Below are 22,599 nucleotides of genomic sequence, written 5' to 3' on the forward strand. Positions count from 1 at the left end.
GATATGACCCAGACCACCAGCGGCGCCGCCGCCACCACTGCCTCCACCGACGCGCCGCGCTCGTTTCAGGAAATCATCCTGCGGCTGCAGGCCTACTGGGCATCCAAGGGCTGCGCCATCATGCAGCCCTATGACATGGAGGTCGGCGCCGGCACCTTCCACCCGGCCACGACGCTGCGCTCGCTAGGCTCCGCGCCCTGGGCTGCGGCCTATGTGCAACCTTCGCGCCGCCCCACCGATGGCCGCTATGGTGAAAACCCCAACCGTCTGCAGCATTACTACCAGTATCAGGTGCTGATCAAACCCAGCCCGCCGAACCTGCAGGAGCTTTATCTCGGCAGCCTCGAGGCGATCGGCATCGACATGGAGTTGCACGACATCCGGTTCGTCGAGGACGACTGGGAAAGCCCGACCCTGGGTGCCTGGGGACTTGGCTGGGAAGTTTGGTGCGATGGCATGGAAGTCAGCCAGTTCACCTATTTTCAGCAGGTCGGCGGTCATGACTGCGCGCCGGTGTCGGGTGAGCTGACATACGGTCTGGAACGCCTTGCGATGTATGTCCTTGGTATCGACCACGTGATGGACATGCCCTTCAACGATCCGAATGCGCCGATCCCGCTGACCTATGGCGATGTGTTCAAGCAGACCGAAGAGGAATACGCCCGCTGGAACTTCGACGTGGCCAATACCGAGGTTCTGCTGCGCCATTTCGAAGAGGCCGAGGCGGAGTGCAACACGATCCTGTCGCAGGCGCATGACGACCCCAAGACCGGCAAGCGCATCATCATGGCGCATCCGGCCTATGATCAATGCATCAAGGCGAGCCATATCTTTAACCTGCTGGATGCGCGCGGGGTGATCTCGGTCACCGAACGTCAGGCCTATATCGGCCGGGTGCGGGCGCTGGCCAAGCAATGCGCCGATGCCTTTGTTCAGACAGCGGCTGGCGGACAGGCCGCCTGAAGGGGACAGACGCCATGCTGGGCAAGGTTCTTGCGATCATTCTGGGGCTGTCCGCGCTCGTCGCGGGCGGCGCCATGTACTACCTTCAGGTCTATGGATTCTACGAAGAGGTGGCGCCGCAGCCGGGCCGCGACGTGGTGTTGTTGCCGCTGGATGGCAGTGAGCCGCGCCCGATTGCCTATGATGATTTCCAGGCGATCGACGCGGACAGCTCTCCGATCCGCTATCGGGCCTGTTTCACGACCGATTTGACGCGGCAGGATCTGGCAGCGGAATTCACCCCCTCCAAGCAGACCGTGCCGCGCAATGCGCCGGGCTGGTTCGATTGTTTCGACGCCGAAGCGCTGGGCGCCGCCCTTGAGGAGGGCACCGCCACCGCGTTCGTTTCAGTGAAGAACATTTCCTATGGTGTCGACCGCATCGTGGCGATCACCGATCAGGGACAGGGCTTTGTCTGGCACGATATGAACGATTGCGGCAAACAGACCTATGATGGCACCTCTGTGGTGGAGGGCGCCTGCCCGGAGCGGGACGAGTAAACCACCTGACAGCCCATCCGGGGCTGCTGCACTGACTGAAGATTTTTCGCGCCACCGGCGCATCTACCCCCGAGGACCTGGAATGCCCGATCTGCTGATTGAACTGTTTTCCGAAGAAATCCCGGCCCGTATGCAGGCGCGTGCGGCGGCGGATCTGAAAAAACGGATGACCGACGGTCTGGTCGAGGCCGGTCTGACCTATGCCGCCGCCCACGCCCTGTCGACACCGCGCCGTCTGACCCTTGCTGTCGATGGTCTGCTGGCCGAAAGCCCCACCCTGCGCGAAGAGCGCAAGGGCCCCAAGGTCGGCGCGCCGGACAAGGCCGTCGAAGGCTTCCTGCGTGGCGCCGGAATTTCCCGTGATCAGCTGGAAGAGCGCGAGACGCCAAAGGGCGCCGTCTATTTCGCCACTATCGAAAAAACCGGTCGCCCGGCGGCAGAGATCATCGCCGAGGTGCTGGAGACGACGATCCGCAACTTCCCCTGGCCGAAATCCATGCGCTGGGGCGCTGGTTCCTTGCGCTGGGTGCGTCCGCTGCAATCGATCCTCTGCATCCTGTCGGATGAGGGCGGCGCCGAGGTGGTGCCGTTTGAAATCGAAGGCCTGAAGGCGGGCGACAGCACCCGGGGCCACCGCTTCATGGCGCCGGACAGCTTTACCGTCACCGGTTTTGAGGACTATTCCGCCAAGCTCAAGCGCGCTTACGTGATCTTGCACCCGGCAGAACGCGAGGCAGCGATCTGGCATGATGCTACCAACCAAGCCTTCGCTGGTGGTCTTGAGGTGGTCGAGGACAAGGGGTTGTTGACCGAAGTCGCGGGTCTTGTGGAATGGCCGGTGGTCCTGATGGGCAAGATCGACGACGATTTTCTGGAGTTGCCGCCCGAGGTGCTGCAGACCTCGATGAAGGAGCACCAGAAGTTCTTCTCGGTCCGCAATCCAAAGACGGGCCGGATCGAAGGTTTTGTCACCGTTGCCAACCGCGAAACCGCCGATCACGGCGCCACCATTCTGGCGGGCAATCAGAAGGTTCTGTCGGCGCGTCTGGCCGATGCGAAATTCTTCTGGGAGAACGATCTGCGCGTGGCCAAGGAAGGCATGTCCTCCTGGACCGAGGCGCTGTCGAACGTAACCTTCCACAACAAGCTGGGCACCCAGGCCGAGCGGATCGAGCGGATTGCCGCGCTTGCCCGCGAGCTGGCACCGGTGCTGGGCGCCGATCCGGACCTGGCCGAACAGGCGGCCCGCGTGGCCAAGGCGGATCTGTCGTCGGAAATGGTCTATGAATTCCCTGAGCTTCAGGGCCTTATGGGCCGCTATTACGCCGAGGCCGCGGGTCTGCCGCAAGAAGTGGCCAATGCCTGCGAACAGCACTATTCTCCGCTTGGCCCGTCGGATGATGTGCCGAGTGAGAAGATCTCGGTCGCGGTCGCGCTGGCGGACAAGCTGGACACGCTGACCGGTTTCTGGGCCATCGATGAAAAACCCACCGGGTCAAAAGACCCCTTCGCTTTGCGCCGCGCGGCGCTGGGCGTCATCCGGCTGGTGCTGGAAAATGACATCCGCACGCCGCTGGACCAGCATATCGACACCCATCTGCTGCGCCACGAGCTGGAACAGAATGGCGATGACGCTGTATCGGCCGGGCTGATGCGCGACATGATCAAGGAAATCGCCGAACATGGCGTCTTCGGCTCCGCAGTGCGCACAGTTCTGGATGCCTTTGACGGCGATCTGCCCAAGCATATGGAAGAGCTGAAGGACAGCCTGCCGGATGTGTCGCGCGATCTGCTGACCTTCTTCCATGACCGGCTGAAGGTGTTCCTGCGCGATCAGGGTATCCGCCACGATGTGATCGATGCCTGTATTGCCATGGACGGCAACGACGATCTGACACTGCTGGTGAAACGCGCCCGGGCGCTGGAAGCCTTCCTCAAGACCGAGGATGGCGAGAACCTGCTGCAGGGCTTCAAACGCGCCAATAACATCCTGTCCCAGGCCGAAGAGAAGGACGGGGTCGAATACTCCTTTGGCGCTGACAAGAAATTCGCCGAGGACGACAGCGAGATTGCCTTGTTTGATGCGCTTGAACTGGGCGAGGGGGCGATCTCCTCGGCCATCGAGGCCGAAGATTTCGCGGCCGCCATGGGCGGCATGGCGGCGCTGCGGGCACCGATCGACGCCTTCTTCGAGGCGGTGCAGGTCAATTCGGACAAGGAAATCGTGCGCCGTAACCGGCTGAACCTGCTGCACCAGATCCGCGCGGTCTGTGGCCAGGTGGCTGACCTGACCCGTCTGGAAGGCTGAACGGCATCCTGAGCATCAGGCCCGAATGAAACTACAGTAAACGCCGCGCTGATTGCGCGGCGTTTTTCGCTGGACGCGGCAGGGCCTTCGCAGGGCACCCGGCTCGGCGTGGATAACGTCAGGAAAATATGGCGTTGCATGGGCTTCTCTTCTGTTCTCCTCTTGCAGGAGCGCAAAGGCGGCTTATGCTGCTAGGAAACTGTGAGTGCCGCAGTGCAGAAAGTTCAGGATAAACAATGCCCGATGCGCCCCTGGCCACGCTGATCACCCAGACAGCCCCAATTGCGACCTCCAGCCATGGCGGGCGCGCCAAATGTCTGCAGCGCTTGGTCCGGCTGGATCTGCCGGTGCCGCGCACCGTTGCTCTGTCTTTTGATGCGGTGCACGAAATCGCCGCGGGAGATATGCCGGATATCAGCGCCATTCTGTCGGAGTTTCCAACCGATGCGCTGCTCTGCGTACGGCCCTCATCCGAAGATCCGGACTGGGGCGGACCGGGTGCGATCCTCAACATCGGTATGAACGAGGACCGCTGCAAAGGGCTGTGCAATCGGCTTGGAGAAGAGGCAGCAGCGGGTCTGTATTTGCGGTTCGTGCAATCCTATGCGGTGCATGTGGCGCGGCTGGACCCGGACGCCTTTGACGATGTCGAGGACGGCGGCCCGGATGCGCTTCGCGAAACGCTGATGGCCTATGAGGCGGAGACGGATGAGCCCTTCCCGCAGGATCCGGCTGAGCAACTGGCGGCCGTTTTGCGCTCAATGGCGCGCGCCTGGGAAGGCACCTCGGCACGGCTGTTGCGCCAGGCCAAGGGCGCTCCGGCGGATGCTGGATTGGGTCTTGTGGTGCAGGAGATGATTCCGGGGCTGGGGCAGGGGGAATGCGGCTCTGGCGTGTTGCAGCTGGTCGACAGCCGCACCGGTAAGCCGCAGCTCACCGGCCGTTACCTGAGCCAGTCGCAGGGCCGCGAGGCGCTGGGCGCCGGGGCGCGCGCGCTGTTTCTGGAAAAGGACGCCCGGGGTCCCTCGCTTGAGGAACTGGCGCCCACGGCCTTTGCCGATTTGAAATCCTATGCCGGATTGATGCGGCGTCGGCTGCGCGAAGAAATGCAGGTGGAATTCGTCATTCAGGACGACGACGTGCATATTCTGGACGGGGTGCGGGTGGCACGCTCGGCGCAGGCGGCGGTGCGGATCGCGGTAGCGCTGGCGCAGGATGGTATTATTCCCCCACACGAGGCGGTGATGCGGGTCGACGCCCATGCCCTGAACGAGCTTTTGCACCGGCAGGTGCTGCCAACGGCCGAACGGGATGTGATTGGTGCCGGGATCGCGGCCAGTCCAGGCGCTGCGACAGGCAGGCTCGTGTTCACGGCGGCTGAAGCGCAGGCCAGTGCCGCGCGCGGTGAGCCATGTATTCTGGTGCGGCGGGAAACCTCGCCAGAAGATGTTCGCGGCATGCATGCGGCCGTCGCAGTTCTGACCGAACGGGGCGGCATGACCAGCCACGCCGCGGTGATCGGTCGGGGGCTGGGGGTGCCGTGTATCGTTGGCGCCTCGAACATGAAGTTCCTGACCAAGCAAAAGCAGCTGGTGGCCACGGACGGCCGGGTCTTCAAGGCCGGTGACACCGTCACCATCGATGGCAGCAACGGTCAGGTTTTGGCCGGTGAGCCGGAAATGCTGGAGGCGGCGCAGGACGATGCCTTCCAGACCCTTCTGACCTGGGCGGACGAGGCGCGCGACATGGGAATTCGCGCAAATGCGGATACGCCTGCCGACGCCCAGACGGCGCGCAACTTCAAGGCCGAAGGCATCGGGCTGTGCCGGACCGAGCATATGTTCTTCGATCCCGGTCGGCTGACCGTGATGCGCGAGATGATCTTTGCCGAAACTTCGTCAGGACGGGCGGCGGTTCTGGCCCGACTGCTGCCGATGCAGCGGGACGATTTCCGCGAGCTGTTCCGGATTATGGAGGGGCTGCCGGTCTGTATCCGGCTGTTCGATCCACCCTTGCACGAATTCCTGCCCACATCGCTGTCCGGTCAGCGTGAGCTGTCCGAGGCGCTGGGCATTCCCGTCAGCGATGTCACCCGGCGGGTGGAGGAACTGCACGAGTACAATCCGATGCTGGGTCTGCGCGGTGTACGGCTGGGGGTCACAGTGCCGGAAATCTACGATATGCAGGCCCGCGCCATTTTTGAGGCCACGCTTGAGGCCTCCAAGGACGGGGCGCCCGTGGTGCCGGAAATCATGATTCCACTGGTCTCGGCCAAGCGCGAGGTGGAACTGGTCAAGGCGCGCATCGATGCGGTGGCCTCGGCCGTCAGCGCCGAGCGCGGTCAGAAGTTCGATTACCGTCTGGGCGTCATGGTCGAAACGCCGCGCGCTGCCTTGCGCGCCGAAGAGATCGCGCCGCATACGGCGTTTCTCAGCTTCGGAACCAACGACCTGACGCAGATGGCCTATGGTCTGTCGCGCGATGATGCGGGCCGTTTCATGTCAAACTACGTGCAGCAGGGCGTCTTCCCAGAGGATCCGTTCCACGTTCTGGACGTGGACGGGGTCGGAGAATTGCTGAAACTTGGTGCGCAGCGGGGTCGCACGGGGCGCGCAGATATCACCCTGTCGATCTGCGGTGAACACGGCGGCAACCCCGAATCGATTGCCTTTTGCCGTGAGGCGGGCTTTGATTACGTGTCTTGCTCTCCGTTCCGCGTTCCGGTGGTGCGTCTGGCTGCGGCGCAGCTGGCGATTGGAGAGAAGATCGGCAAGGCCGCTCCAACCTACGTAAAGACTTAATAAAATTCGATTTCAGACAGCTTTGGCTGGGTCCATCTGGGCGGTTCCCTACTGGGCGCACAGGGACCTGACCATTCGTATAGGTGGACGATCTGCGGATATTCGTTTAGAGCCTGCCACCGCGCAACCTGGGGAGGCCGTGCGCGAGCTGACAAACGAGGATCTGTAGATGAAACTCCTGACGCTGGCTGCCACTCTGGCGGCCCTGACGGTCACGTCACCCATGGCCCATGCCGAGACTGGCCTGAAGTCTCTGTTCGAACGCGAACAGTCCACCCTGAACGCCGTGCCCACACGCCGCCTGAACGGATTTTTCGGGTTCAAGCGTACCCCATCCAAGCCGGATGTAAAGGACCTGCGGTTCACCCGTGCATGGCTCGACGAACAACCCAAGGCGACTGGCGGCGAAAACTTTGCTTGCCTCGCAGAGGCGCTCTATTTCGAGGCGCGCGGTGAAACCGTCAAAGGCCAGTTCGCTGTCGCCGAGGTGATCCGCAACCGGGTCGAAAGCAGCCAATTCCCCGGCAGTTTCTGCGGCGTGATCAATCAGGGAACCGGCCGCCGCTACCAGTGCCAGTTCACCTATACCTGCGATGGCCACAAAGAGGTCATTCGCGAAAAACGCGCCTTTGAACGCGTGGCCAAGGTTGCCCGTCTGGTGCTTGACGGTGTTGATACCGGCCTGACCAAGGGCGCCACCTATTACCACACCACCGCAGTGCGCCCGCGCTGGAGCAGCCATTTCACCAAGACCGCACGGATTGGCGTACACCAGTTCTACCGTGACGACCGGTTCCGCACCGCTTCCAGCGAGTGATCGGGCCGCAAGGGTGATTGCACCGACCGGATCGCCGTAAAGGCGGTTTCGGTCGCTGGTACGGCGCATGCGGGCCTGCTATGGACGGGGAGACAGATGTACGGTGGACACCGTACGTTTTGATACCGCCAGACAAAGGCCCGCAGCCATGCCCTCAGAAATCCGTCTCGCATTTGAACACCCTTCGGAACGGTCGATTGCGACCGCCAGCGGTGGTCCTCTGGACCGGATCTCGCTGCGGGATCACCTGGTCGAAGTGGAAATCGGCGCCTTTCAGGCCGAGCGCGGCACTACACAGAGAATCTGTTTCAATGTGGTGGTCGAAGTGGCGCCGCTGCCTGCGGATCTGGATGATGATGTCGACCGCATCCTGTCCTATGACAAGGTGACCGAGGCAATCGCCTATGAGCTGGCCGCCGAGCGGCTGAACCTCCTTGAAACTCTGGCCGAACGCGTGGCCGAACGGGTCCTGCTGGAACCGCAGGCGATCCGCTGTTTCGTGCGGGTGGAGAAACTGGACCGTGGACCGGGGGCGCTGGGGGTGGAAATCGTCCGCTCCAAGGATCAGGTCACGCACACGGTGGACGAAGGCGAAGTCCCGCATCCGCGCCTGATGTACCTGTCCAATGAGGCCATCGACAGCGACAATCTGACCGGCTGGATCGATCAGATGGAGTGTCGTCAACGACCGCTGATCCTTTGTGTCGGCGCGCATCCTCTTGCGGTGCCGCAGACCGGCCACAAGATGACCCAGCGCCGGATCGACCTTTTGGCGATCGAGCAGAACGCTTGGCGTCTGGCGGCCAAGGACCACCGCTGCGTTGTGGTGGCGACCCGGACTGAATTGGACTGGGCGATGAAAAACGGCCAGATCTGCGTCTGGGCCCCGTCCAAGATCGTTCTGGATGCCGTCGATGGTCCTTCCGCGGCCCCTGCCGAAGCGGTTGCGCTTGCCTCGTGGTTTGCGGCAACATTCGAAGCAGGAGAGATGATCGTGATCGGTGCGGACCTGCCGGCCGATCCGCAGGTGCCCTTGCGCGCCGTCGATATGGAGCAAACCACACTGTGATGTATTACCGCCCGCTGGTGCAGCACGGAGACCTCCGCCCCGAAGGGGCGGTGCCCCTGGCGGGCGGATCTTCACTGTGGTTTTCCGAGGCAGAGGTGCTGAGCCGCGATGCGCCGCCGTGCCTTATTCCAGCAGGGCTTATCCCGGAAGACATCTGTCACCGGCTGAGTGGCCGCCGCGCTGCGATTGCCGGTCTTGATATGACCCAGCCGCAGGTCATGGGGATTCTGAACGTCACCCCGGACAGTTTTTCAGACGGTGGCCGCCACAGCGGGGTAGAGGCAGGCTGCGCTGCCGCCCTGCGGATGGTCGAGGAAGGCGCTTCGATCATCGATGTGGGCGGCGAATCGACCCGCCCCGGCGCGGATTTCATCCCCGAAGACGAGGAAATCGCCCGCACCGCGCCGGTGATTGCCGCCATCCGCGAGGTGTCGCAGGTGGCCATATCCATCGACACCCGCAAGGCCGAGGTCGCCGCGGAAACGCTGGAGGCCGGGGCCGGGCTGATCAACGATGTGTCGGGATTTACCTTTGATGCCGCATTGGCGCCGCTGGCGGCGCAGGCCGGGGTGCCGGTCTGCGTGATGCATGCGCAGGGCGATCCCGCAACCATGCAGGAAAACCCGGTTTATGAAAATGTGCTGCTGGACGTCTATGACTTTCTGGCGGCGCAGGTGGACCGGCTCGAGGCGACTGGGGTTCTGCGGGACCGGATCGTCATCGATCCCGGCATCGGCTTTGGCAAGACGCAGGAGCACAACCTGACCCTGCTGCGTAATCTTAGCCTGTTTCATGGTCTTGGCTGTCCGATCCTTCTGGGCGTGTCGCGCAAGGGCTTCATCGGAAAGATCGGTCAGGCACCTGCACCAGATGCCCGCGCGCCGGGATCAATCGCCGTCGGGCTGGCTGGTCTGGCGCAGGGCGTTCAGATTCTGCGCGTGCATGACGTGGCAGAGACCGCGCAGGCCGTGCGCCTGTGGCAGGCTGTGCGCTGAAAACAGGCTTAGGCGCGTGAGAACAGGCGGCGCAGGGCGCCCCATTGGCTGATGCAGAGGCCGCTCAGGATCAGGGCCATCGCCAAAAGCATCGAGGCGGGCAGGGCTTCGCCCAGAAAGACCGCACCAATGACCACGGCCCAGACAGGCACCTGATAATTCGTCAGGGTCATGAAGGTGGGGCCGGCCTCGCGCACCACAATCACCCGCAGGAAATTGGCGGCAGCGGTTGGGATCAGCCCCAGGAAGGCGATAATCGCAAGAGTGTGCGTATCCGGCATGACCGGAGGGCCTTCGATGGCCCAGGCTGTGGGCAGGATGATGACGCTGCCGATGACCAGCAGGATCGCGGCAAGACCCACCGGATCGACGGGCGGCAGGCGGCGGGTCAGGATCGAGCTGACCGCATAGCATCCTGCGGCAGAGAGGCAGGCGATACGGCCCAGAAGTTCCAGCTCTGAATTGCTGCTTTCAAAGGCCTTGCCGCCGATCAGCAGGGTAACACCGACAAAACCGATCACAAAGCCGACGACGCGCCGCAGGATCATGCGCTCGCCGGGTACAAAGAAATGCGCCAAGGGGAGCACAAAGAGCGGGATTGCTGCCATGCTAAGCCCCGTGAAGCCGGCCGAGACATGCTGCTGTCCCCAATTGATCAGCATGAAGGGAAGGGCCGTGCTGGCAAAGCCGATAATCAGAAGAGGCGTCCAACTGGTCTGCGCCTTGAATAAACCACCGCCTCGCAAGCCCCAGATTGCACAGAGCAAAACGGCGGCAAAGCCAATGCGTCCGGCTGCCAGCCAGAAGGGCGTGATCCCTTCCAGAGCCACTTTGATCAGGGGAAAAGTACCGCCCCAGACCAGCCCGAGGGTGGCGATCATGGCCCAGTATTTTCCCATCCGCTCTGGCATCTTTTCGCTGTCCCTATTTCGCCTGCAAGTGATTGCCCTAAGGTGGGGCAGTCAACCTGACTGACACCCCTCTTGCGTCAGCCGCGCGACAAGACCCGAGCGCTGCGCCGAGGTCAACCAATTAGTCTTTGGTTCAGGAGGGCGTTCAGGATTGCGAAGGGCTTGTCGGTTGTCTCAGGAATGGGCCGGGGCGCGGCGGCGGGGCGTGCGGCTCAGCAGCAGCCCGCCAAGGATGAGCACCAAAGCTGCAAAGAGCTGTGGTGGCAGGGTCTCGTTCAGCAGGGTGGCGCCGAACAGCACCGACCAGACTGGCACCTGATAATTCACCGTCGACAGGAAGGAAGGCCCGGCGCTGCGGGCGATTTGCACCAGCAAAACCTGCGCCAGCGCGGTGGGCAGCAGCCCAAGGTACAGAACCGCTGCCAGCGGCGTTGTCTCCGGCAACTGCGGGACGCCCTCGGCCCAGAGCGCGGCGGGCACAATCATCATGGCAGCACAGCTGAGCGCCGCCGCCGAGAGCGACAGCATGTTCACAGAGGGGCAGAGCCGGGTGATGATGGAGCCGACCGCATAACAGAGCGCAGCGCCAAGGCAGGCAAGGCGCGCAAGCGATTCAAAATCCGTACCCGCGCTGCTGAAGGCCTCAAGCCCGATCAGCACAACCACGCCTGCAAAGCCGGTCAGGAACCCGATACTGCGCCGCAGGGTCATATGCTCGCCCGGTACCAGAAAATGCGACAGCGGCAGCACGAAGAGCGGCACCACTGCCATGCAGACCCCGGCAAAACCGCTGGCCACATGGGTCTGCCCCCAGCTGAGCAGGGTAAAGGGCAGTGCGTTGCTGAAGAAGCCCATACCAAAGGCGCAGGCCCAGATCAGCCGCCCGGCGCGGTTGGCTATTGGCGGCAGTGAGATCCCCATGGCGCGGATGATGCCGAGCAGGCACAGGGCGCCAACCGTGATCCGCGCGGCTGCGATCGTGACCGGCCCAAGACCATCCAAAGCGACCGAAACCGCCATGAAGGAGGCGCCCCAGATCATGCCGAGAAACAGAAGCTTGATCCAGTTGAGGGTGCCGGGGCCGTCGTGCATGGGAATACTCCGAAAACAAAAGAGGCGCTCCGGTTGCCCGAAGCGCCCTGCAGAGGAATAAGGCGGCGGGACAGGCCCGCCAAGCCGAAAAGGCGCCTTAGTTCTTTTCTTTGTCGACCATCTTGCCGGCCGAGATCCAGGGCATCATGTCGCGCAGTTTCTCACCGACCTGCTCGATCTGGTGTTCGTCGTTCAGGCGGCGGGTGCCTTTGAAGAACGGCTGGCCAACGGCGTTTTCCTGCATGAAGTCACGCACGAATTTGCCGGTCTGGATGTCGGTCAGAACCGCTTTCATCCGGGCTTTGGTTTCGTCGTAGGGCAGGATGCGCGGACCCGAGACATACTCGCCGTATTCGGCGGTGTTCGAGATCGAGTAGTTCATGTTCGCGATGCCGCCTTCGTAGATCAGGTCCACGATCAGCTTCACTTCGTGCAGGCACTCGAAATAGGCCATTTCCGGCGCGTAACCGGCTTCGACCAGGGTTTCAAAGCCCATGCGGATCAGTTCAACGAGACCACCGCAGAGAACGGCCTGCTCACCAAAGAGGTCGGTTTCGCATTCTTCGCGGAAGTTGGTTTCGATGATGCCCGAGCGGCCGCCACCGATGGCAGAGCAGTAGGACAGGCCGATTTCCAGCGCCTTGCCGGTGGCGTCATTGTCCACGGCCACCAGGCAGGGCACGCCGCCGCCTTTGGTGTATTCGCCGCGCACGGTGTGGCCGGGGCCTTTGGGCGCCATCATGATGACGTCGACGCCTTCTTTCGGCTCGATCAGGCCGAAGTGCACGTTCAGGCCGTGGGCGAATGCGATGGCTGCGCCGGGCTTGATGTTGTCGTGGACGTATTTCTTGTAGGTCTCTGCCTGAAGTTCATCGGGCATGGTGAACATGATCACGTCACACCAGGCTGCCGCTTCGGCGATGCCCATGACCTGCAGGCCTTCGGCTTCGGCTTTCTTGGCCGAGGCAGAGCCTTCGCGCAGGGCGACGACAAGGTTCTTCGCGCCGCTGTCGCGCAGGTTCAGGGCGTGGGCGTGGCCTTGCGAACCGTAGCCCAGGATGGCCACTTTCTTGTCCTTGATCAGGTTCACATCGCAATCGCGGTCATAGTAAACGCGCATGTCAAAATCCTCCGGTTGACGTTTGAGGGTGATCATAGACAGTGAGGGGGCGATTGCGATGGATCTGCGCGCATAAATCGCGCTCATTTTGCAATAGTCATTCGTTGATTTGATCTATATTGACTAAATCATGCTTGATGATCTGGATCGGCGCATTCTGCGCCACATGCAAAGCGAACCGGAGCAATCGATTCCGGATCTTGCTGAACGGCTGGGCCTCACGCCATCGCGCCTGTCGCGGCGGCTGGAAAAGCTGCGCGAGACAGGCGTCATTCTGGGCCAGCACGCGGTGATCGACTGGCGCGCGCTGGGTTATGCGGTGGAGGTTTCCTTGCGGGTGACACTGGACAAGACCAACCCGCGGGCCTTTGACGAATTCCTGGAGGCCGCGCGGCTGATCCCCGAGGTGCTGGAGATCCAGACCTTTCTGGGGCAGGTCGATGTGCGCCTTTCGGTGATTGCCCGCGACATGCCGCATTATCAGGAGATCTACCGGGCCCAGATCCTGACCCTGCCGCATATCACCGATATCGAGGCGTTGATGCATGTGGCGCGGATCAAATCGAACGAAAGCCTGCCACTATGAGCCGCAGCGATCTCGACGATATCGATTTTGCCATCTTGCGGGCGCTGTCGCGGGATGCCACGCGCACTGCCGGGGCGCTGGGGCGGGAACTTGGCCTCAGCCAGCCCGCCACATGGCGCCGTATCCGCCGCCTGCAGCAGGCGGGGATCCTGCTGGGGCGTCGTCTGGATCTGGACCGCAAGAAGCTTGGCTTTGGCGTGACAGTGTTTCTGGGCATCAAGCTGGCGACCAAGGGGCGTGTCAGCCTTGAGGACTTCGAACGCGCGGTCTCTGCCATCCCCGAAGTGGAAACAGTGGAGCATATCCTGGGCATGTATGACTACCGCCTACGCGTCACCGCCCGGGACATTGCCGATTTCGAGCGGGTCCTGCGGCGCCGGATCATGACCTTACCTGGTGTCGGAAACGTGGACGCAAACGTGCTGCTCTCCGAAGAACGCAGGCCGGGGCCGCTGGGATAGGCAGCGCTTTGTCGATGATCGGAAACCCGATTTCCATTTTCCATGCGGCGGGGCGTCGCTTTGATCTATGCTTTTTCACCTGCTCCGCACATACCAAGGCCAGCATCGCGCCCCCGTATGCCAAAGTAGACTTTGCCAAAGCAGGGCGACAGCGCTAGCGATAGACAGCAAAAGAAGGAGGATCACCGATGGCATTGCTTGATACCGTGGACCCGAAGGGGCTGGATGAATTTTCGGTGGTCTTCACCGACCGCTCGCTCAACCATATGTCGAAGGCCTTCCAGCAGGTGATGCTGGATATCAGCGACATGTTGAAAGAGGTGTACAGCGCCGAGGCCGTGGCCCTGGTGCCCGGCGGCGGTACCTTCGCGATGGAGGCTGTCGCCCGCCAGTTTGCCCGCGGCGCCAATGCTCTGGTGGTGCGCAACGGCTGGTTCTCCTACCGCTGGAGCCAGATCTTTGAAAGCGGCGGCTTCACCGCTTCCAGCACGGTGATGAAGGCGCGCCAGACCGGCAACAGCACCCCGTCGCCCTTTACCCCCGCGCCGATCGAAGAGGTGGTGCAGGCGATCCGCGAACAAAAGCCCGATATCGTCTTTGCGCCGCATGTGGAAACATCGGCCGGGGTGATCCTGCCGGATGATTATGTGACAGCCATGGCCGCCGCCGCCCATGAGGTCGGCGCGCTGATGGTGCTGGATTGCATCGCGTCGGGCTGTGCCTGGGTCGATATGAAGGCCACTGGCGTTGATGTGCTGATCTCGGCCCCGCAAAAGGGCTGGAGCGCGTCTCCCTCGGCGGGGCTCGTGATGTTCTCCGAGGCGGCGCTGAAACGTCTGGAGGAGACCACATCGGACAGTTTCGCCATCAACCTGAAGCAGTGGCGCGCCATCATGAAGGCCTATGAGGACGGCGGTCACGCCTATCACGCCACCATGCCCACCGATGCGCTGCGCGCCTTCCGCGATACCATGCTGGAAACCCGCGAGTACGGCTTTGACCGGCTGCGGGACGCGCAATGGCAGCTGGGTAACGGCGTGCGCGCCTATCTGAAGGACAAGGGCGTGGTCTCGGTCGCCGCCGAAGGGTTCGGTGCGCCGGGCGTCGTGGTCAGCTATACCAGCGATCCTGAGATTCAGAACGGCAAGAAATTTCTGGCGCTGGGCATGCAGATCGCCGCTGGCGTTCCGCTGCAATGCGACGAGCCCGATGATTTCCGCACCTTCCGTCTGGGTCTGTTCGGTCTTGATAAGCTGTATGATGTGGAAGGCACGCTGAAGCGCCTGACATCGGTTCTGGATCAGGTGCTCTGACCAGATAGCAACATCAGCCTGCCGGGGATCATGTCGGCAGGCTGGCCGCCGTTGCCCGGATGAAGTCCTCGCAAAGCGCGGGCTGGGTGATGGGCAGCATATGGCCAAAGCCCGGTTCGATCCGGCATTTGAGGCCAAAGGCCTCCATCGCGCGGCCCTGTTCTTCGGCATTCAGCACTGCGTCATCCGCTCCGAACAGCACCGCGCCGGGCGTGCGCAGCTCGCGCAGGTACCGGTCGGCTTGCTCTGCAATCGTCGGGTAGAGCAGCGTGGCATCGGCCGAGGCGGCGATAAAGCTTTGCGGGCGCAGGCCCAGAATGCCCCCGGCCCGGTCAAGGAAATCCGAAGGGCAGGTTTCAGGAGCGAAGATCTGCGTCAGAACCGCCTCAGCGGTGCGTTTGGCCGCGGGGATGGCAACCGTATGGGCCATCAGGCGCCGGACCATGGGGGAATGTACGATCAGCCCCTTGAAGGCATCTGCCCCGCCCGCCGAAGGATGGGTCAGGGGCGCCAGCAGCGCCAGCCCCCGGATCCTGTCCGCCGCGGCCAGTGCCATTGCCAGCGATACCGCGCCGCCTAGCGAGTGCCCCACCAGAACCGGGTTTTTCACCCCTTTGGCATCCAGAAGCTCCTGGATCATCGCGGCTTGCGCGGGCAGGCGGGCAAGTGTGTCGCTGTTGCGGGTGGAGTATCCGCAACCGGGCCGGTCCAATGCAATGATATGAAAATCCTGCGCCAGACGTCCGGCCAGCGCATAAGTAAAATGTTGCAATTGCCCCGATAGGCCGTGGATCAGCACCAGTGTCTGCGCTTTCTGCGGTCCCATTTCCACGTAATGCAGCCGCCCGTGGGCGGTCTGGTGGAACTGTCCGGCCGGAGGCACCAGTCGCTCTGCCTCGCGGGCCTGCTTGCGTGTGCTAAGATGCGCCGCGCCGAACAACGCTGCGGGCGCCGCGAGGGCTGCGATCGAGAGCGTACTGAAAACCGACATTGAAAACTCCGGGTGGGATTAGCGCTCCTGCGGGGCACCCAGCTCTGAAAGATCCGGGGAGGGCAGGGCGTCCAGCAGTTGAAACACGCGGTTCCGGCAGGCTTCCCCGCTCCAGGATGCGGGATGGAAGATCGGCGGCAGGCCCGGGTGGCGCAGCACAATCCGGCGCCAGCGGTGCACGATCAGGGTGCGCAGCGTGGCGATCTGGGCCGGATCCAGATCCGTCGGCGGGGTCTTGATCCCCTGCAGGGCCGTGTTGAGCCTATCGCAGGCCTCTTGCAGGTCCTCGGGGAAGAGACGGTCTTTCAGCCAGACGGGCACCGAGATCTTTGAAAACTCGATGGCCAGCAGGTCATCAAGGTTCCCCGGTATCTTGCCATGGCCAAGGGCGGTGTGCCGGTTAACCGCCACATATTGCGGGAGCAGCAGAACGTCATCCAGCGTGGCCTGTCCTGCGCCTTCCTCACTGATCAGCAGGTGCCAGTCGGTGGGTGCGGGCGGGTGGCGCTCGTAGATGCGCGGGGTCACCGCAGCGGATTGGCTGCGGCCGAATTTCGTCAGGAAATGCACAGAAGCGCGCCCGGAACGGGAGCTTTCGACCCAGCCGTCCTTGCGCAGGCGGTGCAGCGCTACGCGGATGGCTTCGGGTTTGATGCCCATGGGTGTGATAATCCGCGTCAGGGCGCTGCCGCTGATCTGGGCGCCCTCCTTCTGCGCAAGATCACCAAAAAGGGAGACGATGATCGACCAGACCCGCAGGTTCTGCGGATCGTTCAGCTGCGCGACGCTGGCTTCAAACCACTGGTTTTGTTCTGTGCTCATTCTCACAGAATAGAATGCCCGGGCCGCTTGCGCTAGCCCGGGCAAAATTTCTCTTTGATTGCCGTCTGCTATCAGAAGGCGTTCATGGTCAGCAGTTCGTATTCCGCGACCAGTTCGTCGTCCTGATTGGTCAGGGTCACGTGCCAGCGTACCTCGCCGTATTCTTCGTTGCGGGGAGTCTTCTTCTTGACGGTCAGGCGCACCTTGATGCTGTCGCCGGCTGACACCGGTTTCATGAAGCGCAGACCATCAAGGCCGGTGTTGGCCAGCACCGGGCCTTCGTCTGGCTGCACAAAGAGACCCGCGGCAAAGGACAGGAGCAGATAGCCATGCGCGACGCGGCCCGGGAAGAAGGGATTCCGCTTCGCTGCGGCGTCATCCATATGGGCATAGAAGGTATCGCCGGTGAAATGAGCGAAATGTTCGATATCATTAATTGTAACGGTGCGCGGGGCTGTATGGAGGGTCTCTCCAATTGATAATTCACTATACTTCCGGGTGAAGGGATGCGCCGGAGCCGCGATTTCAGTGCCGCCCGGCACCCATTTGTCACCGATGGCGGAGAGGATATCGGGGCTGCCCTGGATGGCGGTGCGCTGCATGTAATGTTTGACGCCGCGCACGCCGCCCAGCTCCTCGCCGCCGCCAGCGCGACCCGGACCGCCGTGCACCATATGGGGCAGCGGAGAGCCGTGGCCGGTGGATTCCTTCATCGAGTCGCGGTTGTTGAAATAGAGGCGCCCGTGGAAGGCGCCGGAGCCAAGCGCGACAGCGCGCGCGACTGCCGGATCATGGGTGATGACCGAGGCAACAAGCGAGCCCTGGCCGCGATTGGCCAGCGCGATGGCGTGGTCCAGATCACGATAGCCCATGACGGTCGAGACCGGGCCGAAGGCTTCGGTATCATGCACATGCACAGCCGTGTCGGGGTCTTCGCAGTGGAACAGCATCGGCGGCACAAAGGCGCCCTGTTCGGCGTCGGCGCCTTCGACGGCAAAATTTTCGGGGTCGCCAAAGACGCGTTTGGCTTCGGTGCCGATCAGGGCTGCTTTTTCCAACACGTCGCGTTTCTGGCTGCCAGACACCAGCGCGCCCATCCGGGTGGTTTCCAGGCGCGGATCGCCGATCACCACTTTCGCGAGGCGTGCGGACAGGGCCTCGATCACCGCCTGAACCTGCGCTTCGGGGGCGATGATGCGGCGCACGGCGGTACATTTCTGACCTGCCTTGGCGGTCATCTCGCGACTGACTTCCTTGATGAACAGGTCAAATTCCGGCGTGCCAGGCGCTGCGTCAGGCCCCAGGATCGAGGCGTTGAGGCTGTCCTGTTCGGCCACGAACCGCACTGAGTTCTCAACAATGGCCGGGGTGTTGCGCAGTTTCAGCGCGGTGTTGGCGGAGCCGGTGAAGCTGACCACGTCCTGGCAATCCAGACGGTCCAGCATGTCGCCGATACCGCCCGAGACAAGCTGCAGCGCGCCCTCGGGCAAGATGCCGCTATCGAGCATGATCTTTACCGCCAGTTCAGTGACATAGCAGGTCGCGGTCGCTGGTTTCACGATGGCAGGAACACCCGCCAGCAGGGTGGGCGCCAGTTTCTCCAGCATGCCCCAGACCGGGAAGTTGAAGGCGTTGATATGCACCGCAACCCCTTGCAGTGGGGTGCAGATATGCTGGCCGAGGAAGCTGCCTGTGCGGGAAAGCTGTTCGACATCGCCGTCCAGATAGACATGGCCATCGGGCATTTCGCGGCGCCCCTTGGAGGCAAAGACGAACATGGTGCCGATGCCGCCGTCGATGTCGATCATGTGATCCGATTGCGTGGCGCCAGTGTGGAAGGACAGATCGTAGAGCGCGTCCTTATGCTTGCCGAGTTCGGTGGCCAGCGCCTTCAGCATGCGTGCGCGGTCGTGGAAGGTCAGTTTGCGCAAGGCAGGGCCACCCACCTTGCGGGCATGATCCAGCATTGCCTGCACATCAAGGTCATCATTGCCGGCACTGGCGATAGTGGCGCCGGTCACCGCACTGGCGATATTGCGGGCGCCTGCGCCGGGTTTCACCCAGTCTCCGGCGGCGTAGCTGGAAATCTCAAGAAGGCTCATTGCTGTCTCCCTAGGTTGCCCGCGCCAGCTTTGTTCGCCCCGGAAACGGGGCAGGATCAGATGCCGCATGGCGGGCAGGATTGATTTGCGATATATATTGACCGTCCGGTCGGTTTATGCAAGAAAATTGTCCAGACGCCGCCCGAGCTGGTGATTTCGGAAAGAAAACAGCCTTCTGGCGGATCAAGTGATATTGGGGGTGAGGGGAATGACAGATTCGATTCTGGTCGCGGATCACGGGCAGTGGGTGGAAATTACCCTGAATCGCCCGGACCGGCTGAACAGCTTCAACGATGAGATGCACAATGCCTTGCGCGCCGCGCTGGAGGCTGCCCGCGATGGTGGCGCCCGGGCGGTTCTGCTGACCGGTGCTGGCCGGGGCTTTTGCGCCGGGCAGGATCTGGGCGATCGCGATCCGCGCAAGATGGACGGCCCGCCGGATCTTGGGAATACCGTGCGGACCTTCTATGCGCCGCTGGTACGGTTGATCCGCTCGCTGAACTTCCCGGTGATCTGCGCCGTCAATGGCGTTGCTGCCGGGGCTGGGGCAAATATCGCACTCGCCTGTGATGTGGTTCTGGCGGCCGAAAGCGCCAAGTTCATCCAATCCTTCTCCAAAGTCGGTCTGATCCCCGATACTGGCGGCAGCTGGCATCTGCCGCGCCTGCTGGGCGAAGCCCGCGCCAAGGGGCTGGCCTTCACCGCCGAGCCGCTGCCCGCCAAAAAGGCCGAGGACTGGGGGCTGATCTGGAAGGCGTTGCCGGATGAAGAGCTTATGACCGAAGCCCGCGCCATGGCCGAGAAATTCGGAAATGGTCCGACGCTGGGTCTGGGGCTGACCAAACAATGTATTCAAGCTGCCGCCGTCGACACGCTGACTGACCATCTGGAGATGGAAGCGGACGCCATGAAAACCTGCGGTGAAAGCGCAGACTATGCCGAAGGCGTTGCCTCTTTCCTGGAAAAGCGCAGCCCGGAGTTCAAAGGCAAATGACCATGACCCCGAAAGAACGCGCGGAAAAATCCAGCGCCGCCATGTGGTCCAGCGACAATGCGTCGAAATGGGCCGGAATGGAGATCGCCGAGGTCGACGCCGGGCGCGCGGTACTGCAGCTGACGGTCGAAGCGCACCATTGCAACGGCCACGGTATCTGCCATGGCGGCGTGACCTTTATGCTGGCCGACAGCGCCTTTGCCTTTGCCTGCAACAGCCGCAATCAGGCCACCGTGGCGCAAAGCAACAGCATTACCTATACCGCGCCGGGACGCCTTGGCGACCGGCTGACCGCCGATGCGCGAGAGGTCTCCTTGACCGGGCGCAGCGGCATCTACGACGTGACCGTCAAAAATCAGGATGATCTGGTGATCGCAGAGTTCCGGGGCCTGTCCCGTGCGATCAAAGGCCATCTTTTCGAAGAATAGGTGAGGAGGACGCCATGAAAGACCTGACCCCCAACAAGGCTGAGCTCGACCCGATCGAAATCGCCTCCATCGACGAAATCCGCAGCCTGCAGCTGGAGCGCCTGAAATGGTCGCTGCGCCATGCCTATGACAACGTGCCGATGTACAAGCAGCGGTTCGATGAGGCGGGCGTGCATCCTGACGATCTGCAGCAGCTTTCGGATCTTTCGAAGTTCCCCTTCACCTACAAGAATGACCTGCGCGACAACTACCCGTTCGGTCTCTTTGCCGTGCCGCGCGAGGAAATCATCCGCCTGCACGCGTCCTCGGGCACCACGGGCAAGCCGACCGTCGTGGGCTATACCAAGGGTGACATCGACAACTGGGCCGATCTGGTCGCGCGGAGCTTGCGCGCCGCCGGTCTGCGCAAGGGCAACATGGTGCATAACGCCTATGGCTATGGGCTCTTCACCGGCGGTCTGGGCGCGCATTACGGGATCGAACGCCTTGGCGCCACGGTGGTGCCGATGTCCGGCGGCCAGACCGAGAAACAGGTGGGCCTGATCACCGATTTCCAGCCTGATGGGATCATGGTGACGCCTTCCTACATGCTGAATATCCTTGAGCAGTTCCACAAGGTGGGACTGGATCCGCGCGACAGCTCGCTGCAGGTGGGTGTCTTTGGCGCCGAGCCCTGGACAGATGCCATGCGCAAGGAGGTCGAAGACGCCTTTGACATGCACGCGGTGGATATCTACGGCCTGTCGGAAATCATGGGGCCGGGTGTGGCCAGCGAATGCGTGGAAACCAAGGACGGCCCGGTGATCTGGGAGGATCACTTCCTGCCCGAAATCATTGACCCCGTCACCGGTGAAGTGCTGCCCGACGGCGAAATGGGCGAGCTGGTCTTTACCACGCTGACCAAGGAAGGTCTGCCGATGGTGCGCTATCGCACCCGCGATCTGACCCGCCTGCTGCCGGGCACCGCCCGCACCATGCGGCGGATGGAAAAGATCACTGGCCGCAGCGACGACATGATCATCCTGCGCGGCGTCAACGTCTTCCCCAGCCAGATCGAAGAGCAGTTGATGGCCACCGGTGGTCTGGCGCCGCATTACCAGATCGAGCTTTATAAATCCGGCCGCATGGATGCGATGCGGGTCTTTGTCGAAGCCAACCCGGATGCCACCGACGAAATGTCGAAAACCGCTGCAGCGCGGATGCTGACCAAACGGATCAAGGATATGGTCGGGGTCTCGACCGAGATCATTGTTGGCGAGCCGGGCGAGGTGGAGCGCAGCCAGGGCAAGGCCAAGCGCGTCGTCGACAACCGCGACAAAGGATAACCAGAGCAGTGGCCCGCACGATCGCAAAAGACCATGACCTGAAACGGGCGCAGATCCTCAAATCTGCGGCCAAGGTCTTCGCTGACGCCGGTTATGACCGCGCGTCGATGACCCAGCTGGCGCGGGAGTGCGGGATCTCCAAGGCCAATATCTATCACTACTATGACAGCAAGGATGCCGTTCTCTTCGGCCTCCTTGAAACCTATCTGAGCGATTTGCGGGATCGGGTCTGCGAGCTGGACCTGTCGGGCCTTGAGGCAGAGGCCCGCTTGCGCCGCATCGTGGCGGAGATACTGCTCGCCTATCAGGGGGCCGATGACGAGCATCAGGTGCAGATCAGCGCCATGTCAGCCCTCCCCGAAGAACAGCAGACATTGCTGCGTGGCTATCAGCGCGAGCTGGTGACCTTCATGAGCGACGCGATCAGCGCCGTCGCGCCCGAGGTTTTTGCCGGGGATGCGGCGAAGCTGCGCGCAGCGACCATGTCGGTCTTTGGCATGCTGAACTGGTATTACATGTGGAATTCCGGTGCCGGATCCGACGCCCGCGAGGGCTATGCCGATATTGTCACCACCCTGACGCTGAACGGGGTAAAGGGCCTCTGAGAGAAGGGGACTGACATTAGGGCTTTTCCTAGAAAGCGAAAAAGCCGCCCGAAAGGGCGGCCTTTGGTGATTCGGGAAGCAAAAGCACCGTCATCATTTTTAATGTGGTTTGCGCAGAGGGTTACTCTGCCAACAACCTTAGAGCAGTTCCAGCGAACCTGCGGACTGCTTGCCGTCACGGCCGGTTTCCAGTTCATAGGAAACTTTTTGGTTGTCGTTCAAACCGTTGAGGCCCGAGCGTTCAACCGCCGAGATGTGCACGAACACATCTTTTCCGCCAGCTTCGGGCTCGATAAAGCCGTAGCCTTTAGTTGCGTTGAACCATTTTACGGTGCCATTGGCCATCCGATATCTCCA

General features: G+C 62.2%; 21 protein-coding genes. 14 read left to right on the forward strand and 7 right to left on the reverse strand.

Going from position 1 to position 22,599, the window contains the following annotated elements; translation table 11 throughout:
* Positions 1 to 3 precede the first annotated feature (3 nt).
* The 7 genes from JL2886_RS14885 to folP all read left to right on the forward strand — a co-directional run bounded on the left by JL2886_RS14885 (position 4) and on the right by folP (position 9,492).
* Entirely contained in the window at positions 4 to 963 is a 960-nt protein-coding gene (locus JL2886_RS14885) for a glycine--tRNA ligase subunit alpha (RefSeq protein ID WP_065272723.1), read from the forward strand.
* 14 nt (positions 964 to 977) lie between these two features.
* Positions 978 to 1,502 carry a DUF6446 family protein gene (locus JL2886_RS14890; protein ID WP_065272724.1) on the forward strand — a complete coding sequence of 175 codons (525 nt, stop codon included), beginning with the start codon at positions 978 to 980 and terminating at the stop codon, positions 1,500 to 1,502.
* An 82-nt stretch (positions 1,503 to 1,584) separates the two neighbouring features.
* Positions 1,585 to 3,810 carry a glycine--tRNA ligase subunit beta gene (glyS, locus tag JL2886_RS14895; protein WP_065272725.1) on the forward strand — a complete coding sequence of 742 codons (2,226 nt, stop codon included), beginning with the start codon at positions 1,585 to 1,587 and terminating at the stop codon, positions 3,808 to 3,810.
* A 236-nt stretch (positions 3,811 to 4,046) separates the two neighbouring features.
* Positions 4,047 to 6,611: a putative PEP-binding protein gene (locus JL2886_RS14900; RefSeq protein WP_065272726.1), complete on the forward strand. Its 2,565-nt coding sequence runs from the start codon at positions 4,047 to 4,049 to the stop codon at positions 6,609 to 6,611.
* A gap of 169 nt (positions 6,612 to 6,780) precedes the next feature.
* A complete protein-coding gene (locus JL2886_RS14905) occupies positions 6,781 to 7,428 on the forward strand; it encodes a cell wall hydrolase (protein WP_065272727.1) in 648 nt (215 codons plus the stop codon).
* Between the two features lie 148 nt (positions 7,429 to 7,576).
* On the forward strand, positions 7,577 to 8,497 hold the full coding sequence (locus JL2886_RS14910; RefSeq protein WP_065272728.1) for a dihydroneopterin aldolase: 921 nt from the start codon (positions 7,577 to 7,579) through the stop codon (positions 8,495 to 8,497).
* The gene (folP, locus tag JL2886_RS14915; RefSeq protein ID WP_065272729.1) at positions 8,494 to 9,492 is read left to right on the forward strand and encodes a dihydropteroate synthase; all 999 of its coding nucleotides are present in this window, start codon (positions 8,494 to 8,496) and stop codon (positions 9,490 to 9,492) included. The genes JL2886_RS14910 and folP overlap by 4 nt, the downstream gene beginning before the upstream one ends.
* 8 nt (positions 9,493 to 9,500) lie before the next feature.
* Here the strand turns inward: folP and JL2886_RS14920 are convergent, their stop codons facing one another.
* The 3 genes from JL2886_RS14920 to ilvC form a co-directional block, all read right to left on the reverse strand.
* Positions 9,501 to 10,403, reverse strand: a complete 903-nt coding sequence (locus JL2886_RS14920) for a DMT family transporter (protein WP_065272730.1) — start codon at positions 10,401 to 10,403, stop codon at positions 9,501 to 9,503.
* A gap of 174 nt (positions 10,404 to 10,577) precedes the next feature.
* Positions 10,578 to 11,495 carry a DMT family transporter gene (locus JL2886_RS14925; RefSeq protein ID WP_065272731.1) on the reverse strand — a complete coding sequence of 306 codons (918 nt, stop codon included), beginning with the start codon at positions 11,493 to 11,495 and terminating at the stop codon, positions 10,578 to 10,580.
* A gap of 97 nt (positions 11,496 to 11,592) precedes the next feature.
* Positions 11,593 to 12,615 carry a ketol-acid reductoisomerase gene (ilvC, locus tag JL2886_RS14930; protein WP_065273738.1) on the reverse strand — a complete coding sequence of 341 codons (1,023 nt, stop codon included), beginning with the start codon at positions 12,613 to 12,615 and terminating at the stop codon, positions 11,593 to 11,595.
* A gap of 130 nt (positions 12,616 to 12,745) precedes the next feature.
* Here ilvC and JL2886_RS14935 point away from each other — a divergent pair, with 130 nt between their 5' ends.
* The 3 genes from JL2886_RS14935 to JL2886_RS14945 all read left to right on the forward strand — a co-directional run bounded on the left by JL2886_RS14935 (position 12,746) and on the right by JL2886_RS14945 (position 14,975).
* Positions 12,746 to 13,201, forward strand: coding sequence for an Lrp/AsnC family transcriptional regulator (locus JL2886_RS14935; protein WP_065272732.1), 456 nt, complete (start codon positions 12,746 to 12,748; stop codon positions 13,199 to 13,201).
* Positions 13,198 to 13,662 carry an Lrp/AsnC family transcriptional regulator gene (locus JL2886_RS14940; protein WP_065272733.1) on the forward strand — a complete coding sequence of 155 codons (465 nt, stop codon included), beginning with the start codon at positions 13,198 to 13,200 and terminating at the stop codon, positions 13,660 to 13,662. The genes JL2886_RS14935 and JL2886_RS14940 overlap by 4 nt, the downstream gene beginning before the upstream one ends.
* 188 nt (positions 13,663 to 13,850) lie before the next feature.
* On the forward strand, positions 13,851 to 14,975 hold the full coding sequence (locus tag JL2886_RS14945; protein WP_065272734.1) for an aminotransferase class V-fold PLP-dependent enzyme: 1,125 nt from the start codon (positions 13,851 to 13,853) through the stop codon (positions 14,973 to 14,975).
* A 28-nt stretch (positions 14,976 to 15,003) separates the two neighbouring features.
* On the opposite strand, the gene JL2886_RS14950 is transcribed toward JL2886_RS14945, so the two are convergent.
* From JL2886_RS14950 to paaZ, 3 genes are all read right to left on the reverse strand, one after another.
* The gene (locus JL2886_RS14950) at positions 15,004 to 15,966 is read right to left on the reverse strand and encodes an alpha/beta fold hydrolase (protein WP_065272735.1); all 963 of its coding nucleotides are present in this window, start codon (positions 15,964 to 15,966) and stop codon (positions 15,004 to 15,006) included.
* Between the two features lie 18 nt (positions 15,967 to 15,984).
* Complete coding sequence (locus JL2886_RS14955; RefSeq protein WP_065272736.1) at positions 15,985 to 16,788, reverse strand: PaaX family transcriptional regulator C-terminal domain-containing protein; 804 nt, start codon at positions 16,786 to 16,788, stop codon at positions 15,985 to 15,987.
* Positions 16,789 to 16,859: 71 nt separating this feature from the next.
* Positions 16,860 to 18,890: a phenylacetic acid degradation bifunctional protein PaaZ gene (paaZ, locus tag JL2886_RS14960; protein WP_065272737.1), complete on the reverse strand. Its 2,031-nt coding sequence runs from the start codon at positions 18,888 to 18,890 to the stop codon at positions 16,860 to 16,862.
* 208 nt (positions 18,891 to 19,098) lie between these two features.
* Between paaZ and paaG the strand changes: the two genes are divergently transcribed.
* Genes paaG through JL2886_RS14980 form a run of 4 tightly spaced genes read left to right on the forward strand, consistent with a single transcriptional unit; the run spans position 19,099 to position 22,242 of the window.
* Positions 19,099 to 19,884: a 2-(1,2-epoxy-1,2-dihydrophenyl)acetyl-CoA isomerase PaaG gene (gene paaG / locus JL2886_RS14965; protein WP_065272738.1), complete on the forward strand. Its 786-nt coding sequence runs from the start codon at positions 19,099 to 19,101 to the stop codon at positions 19,882 to 19,884.
* Positions 19,885 to 19,886: 2 nt separating this feature from the next.
* Complete coding sequence (gene paaI, locus JL2886_RS14970; protein ID WP_065273739.1) at positions 19,887 to 20,312, forward strand: hydroxyphenylacetyl-CoA thioesterase PaaI; 426 nt, start codon at positions 19,887 to 19,889, stop codon at positions 20,310 to 20,312.
* Positions 20,313 to 20,326: 14 nt separating this feature from the next.
* Positions 20,327 to 21,637 (forward strand): phenylacetate--CoA ligase PaaK, encoded by a 1,311-nt coding sequence (gene paaK, locus JL2886_RS14975; protein WP_065272739.1) that lies wholly within the window; start codon positions 20,327 to 20,329, stop codon positions 21,635 to 21,637.
* 8 nt (positions 21,638 to 21,645) lie between these two features.
* Entirely contained in the window at positions 21,646 to 22,242 is a 597-nt protein-coding gene (locus tag JL2886_RS14980; protein ID WP_065272740.1) for a TetR/AcrR family transcriptional regulator, read from the forward strand.
* 138 nt (positions 22,243 to 22,380) lie between these two features.
* On the opposite strand, the gene JL2886_RS14985 is transcribed toward JL2886_RS14980, so the two are convergent.
* Entirely contained in the window at positions 22,381 to 22,587 is a 207-nt protein-coding gene (locus JL2886_RS14985) for a cold-shock protein (protein ID WP_065272741.1), read from the reverse strand.
* Positions 22,588 to 22,599 lie beyond the last annotated feature (12 nt).

Source organism: Phaeobacter gallaeciensis, assembly GCF_001678945.1.
Classification (GTDB): Bacteria; Pseudomonadota; Alphaproteobacteria; order Rhodobacterales; family Rhodobacteraceae; genus Phycobacter; species Phycobacter gallaeciensis_A.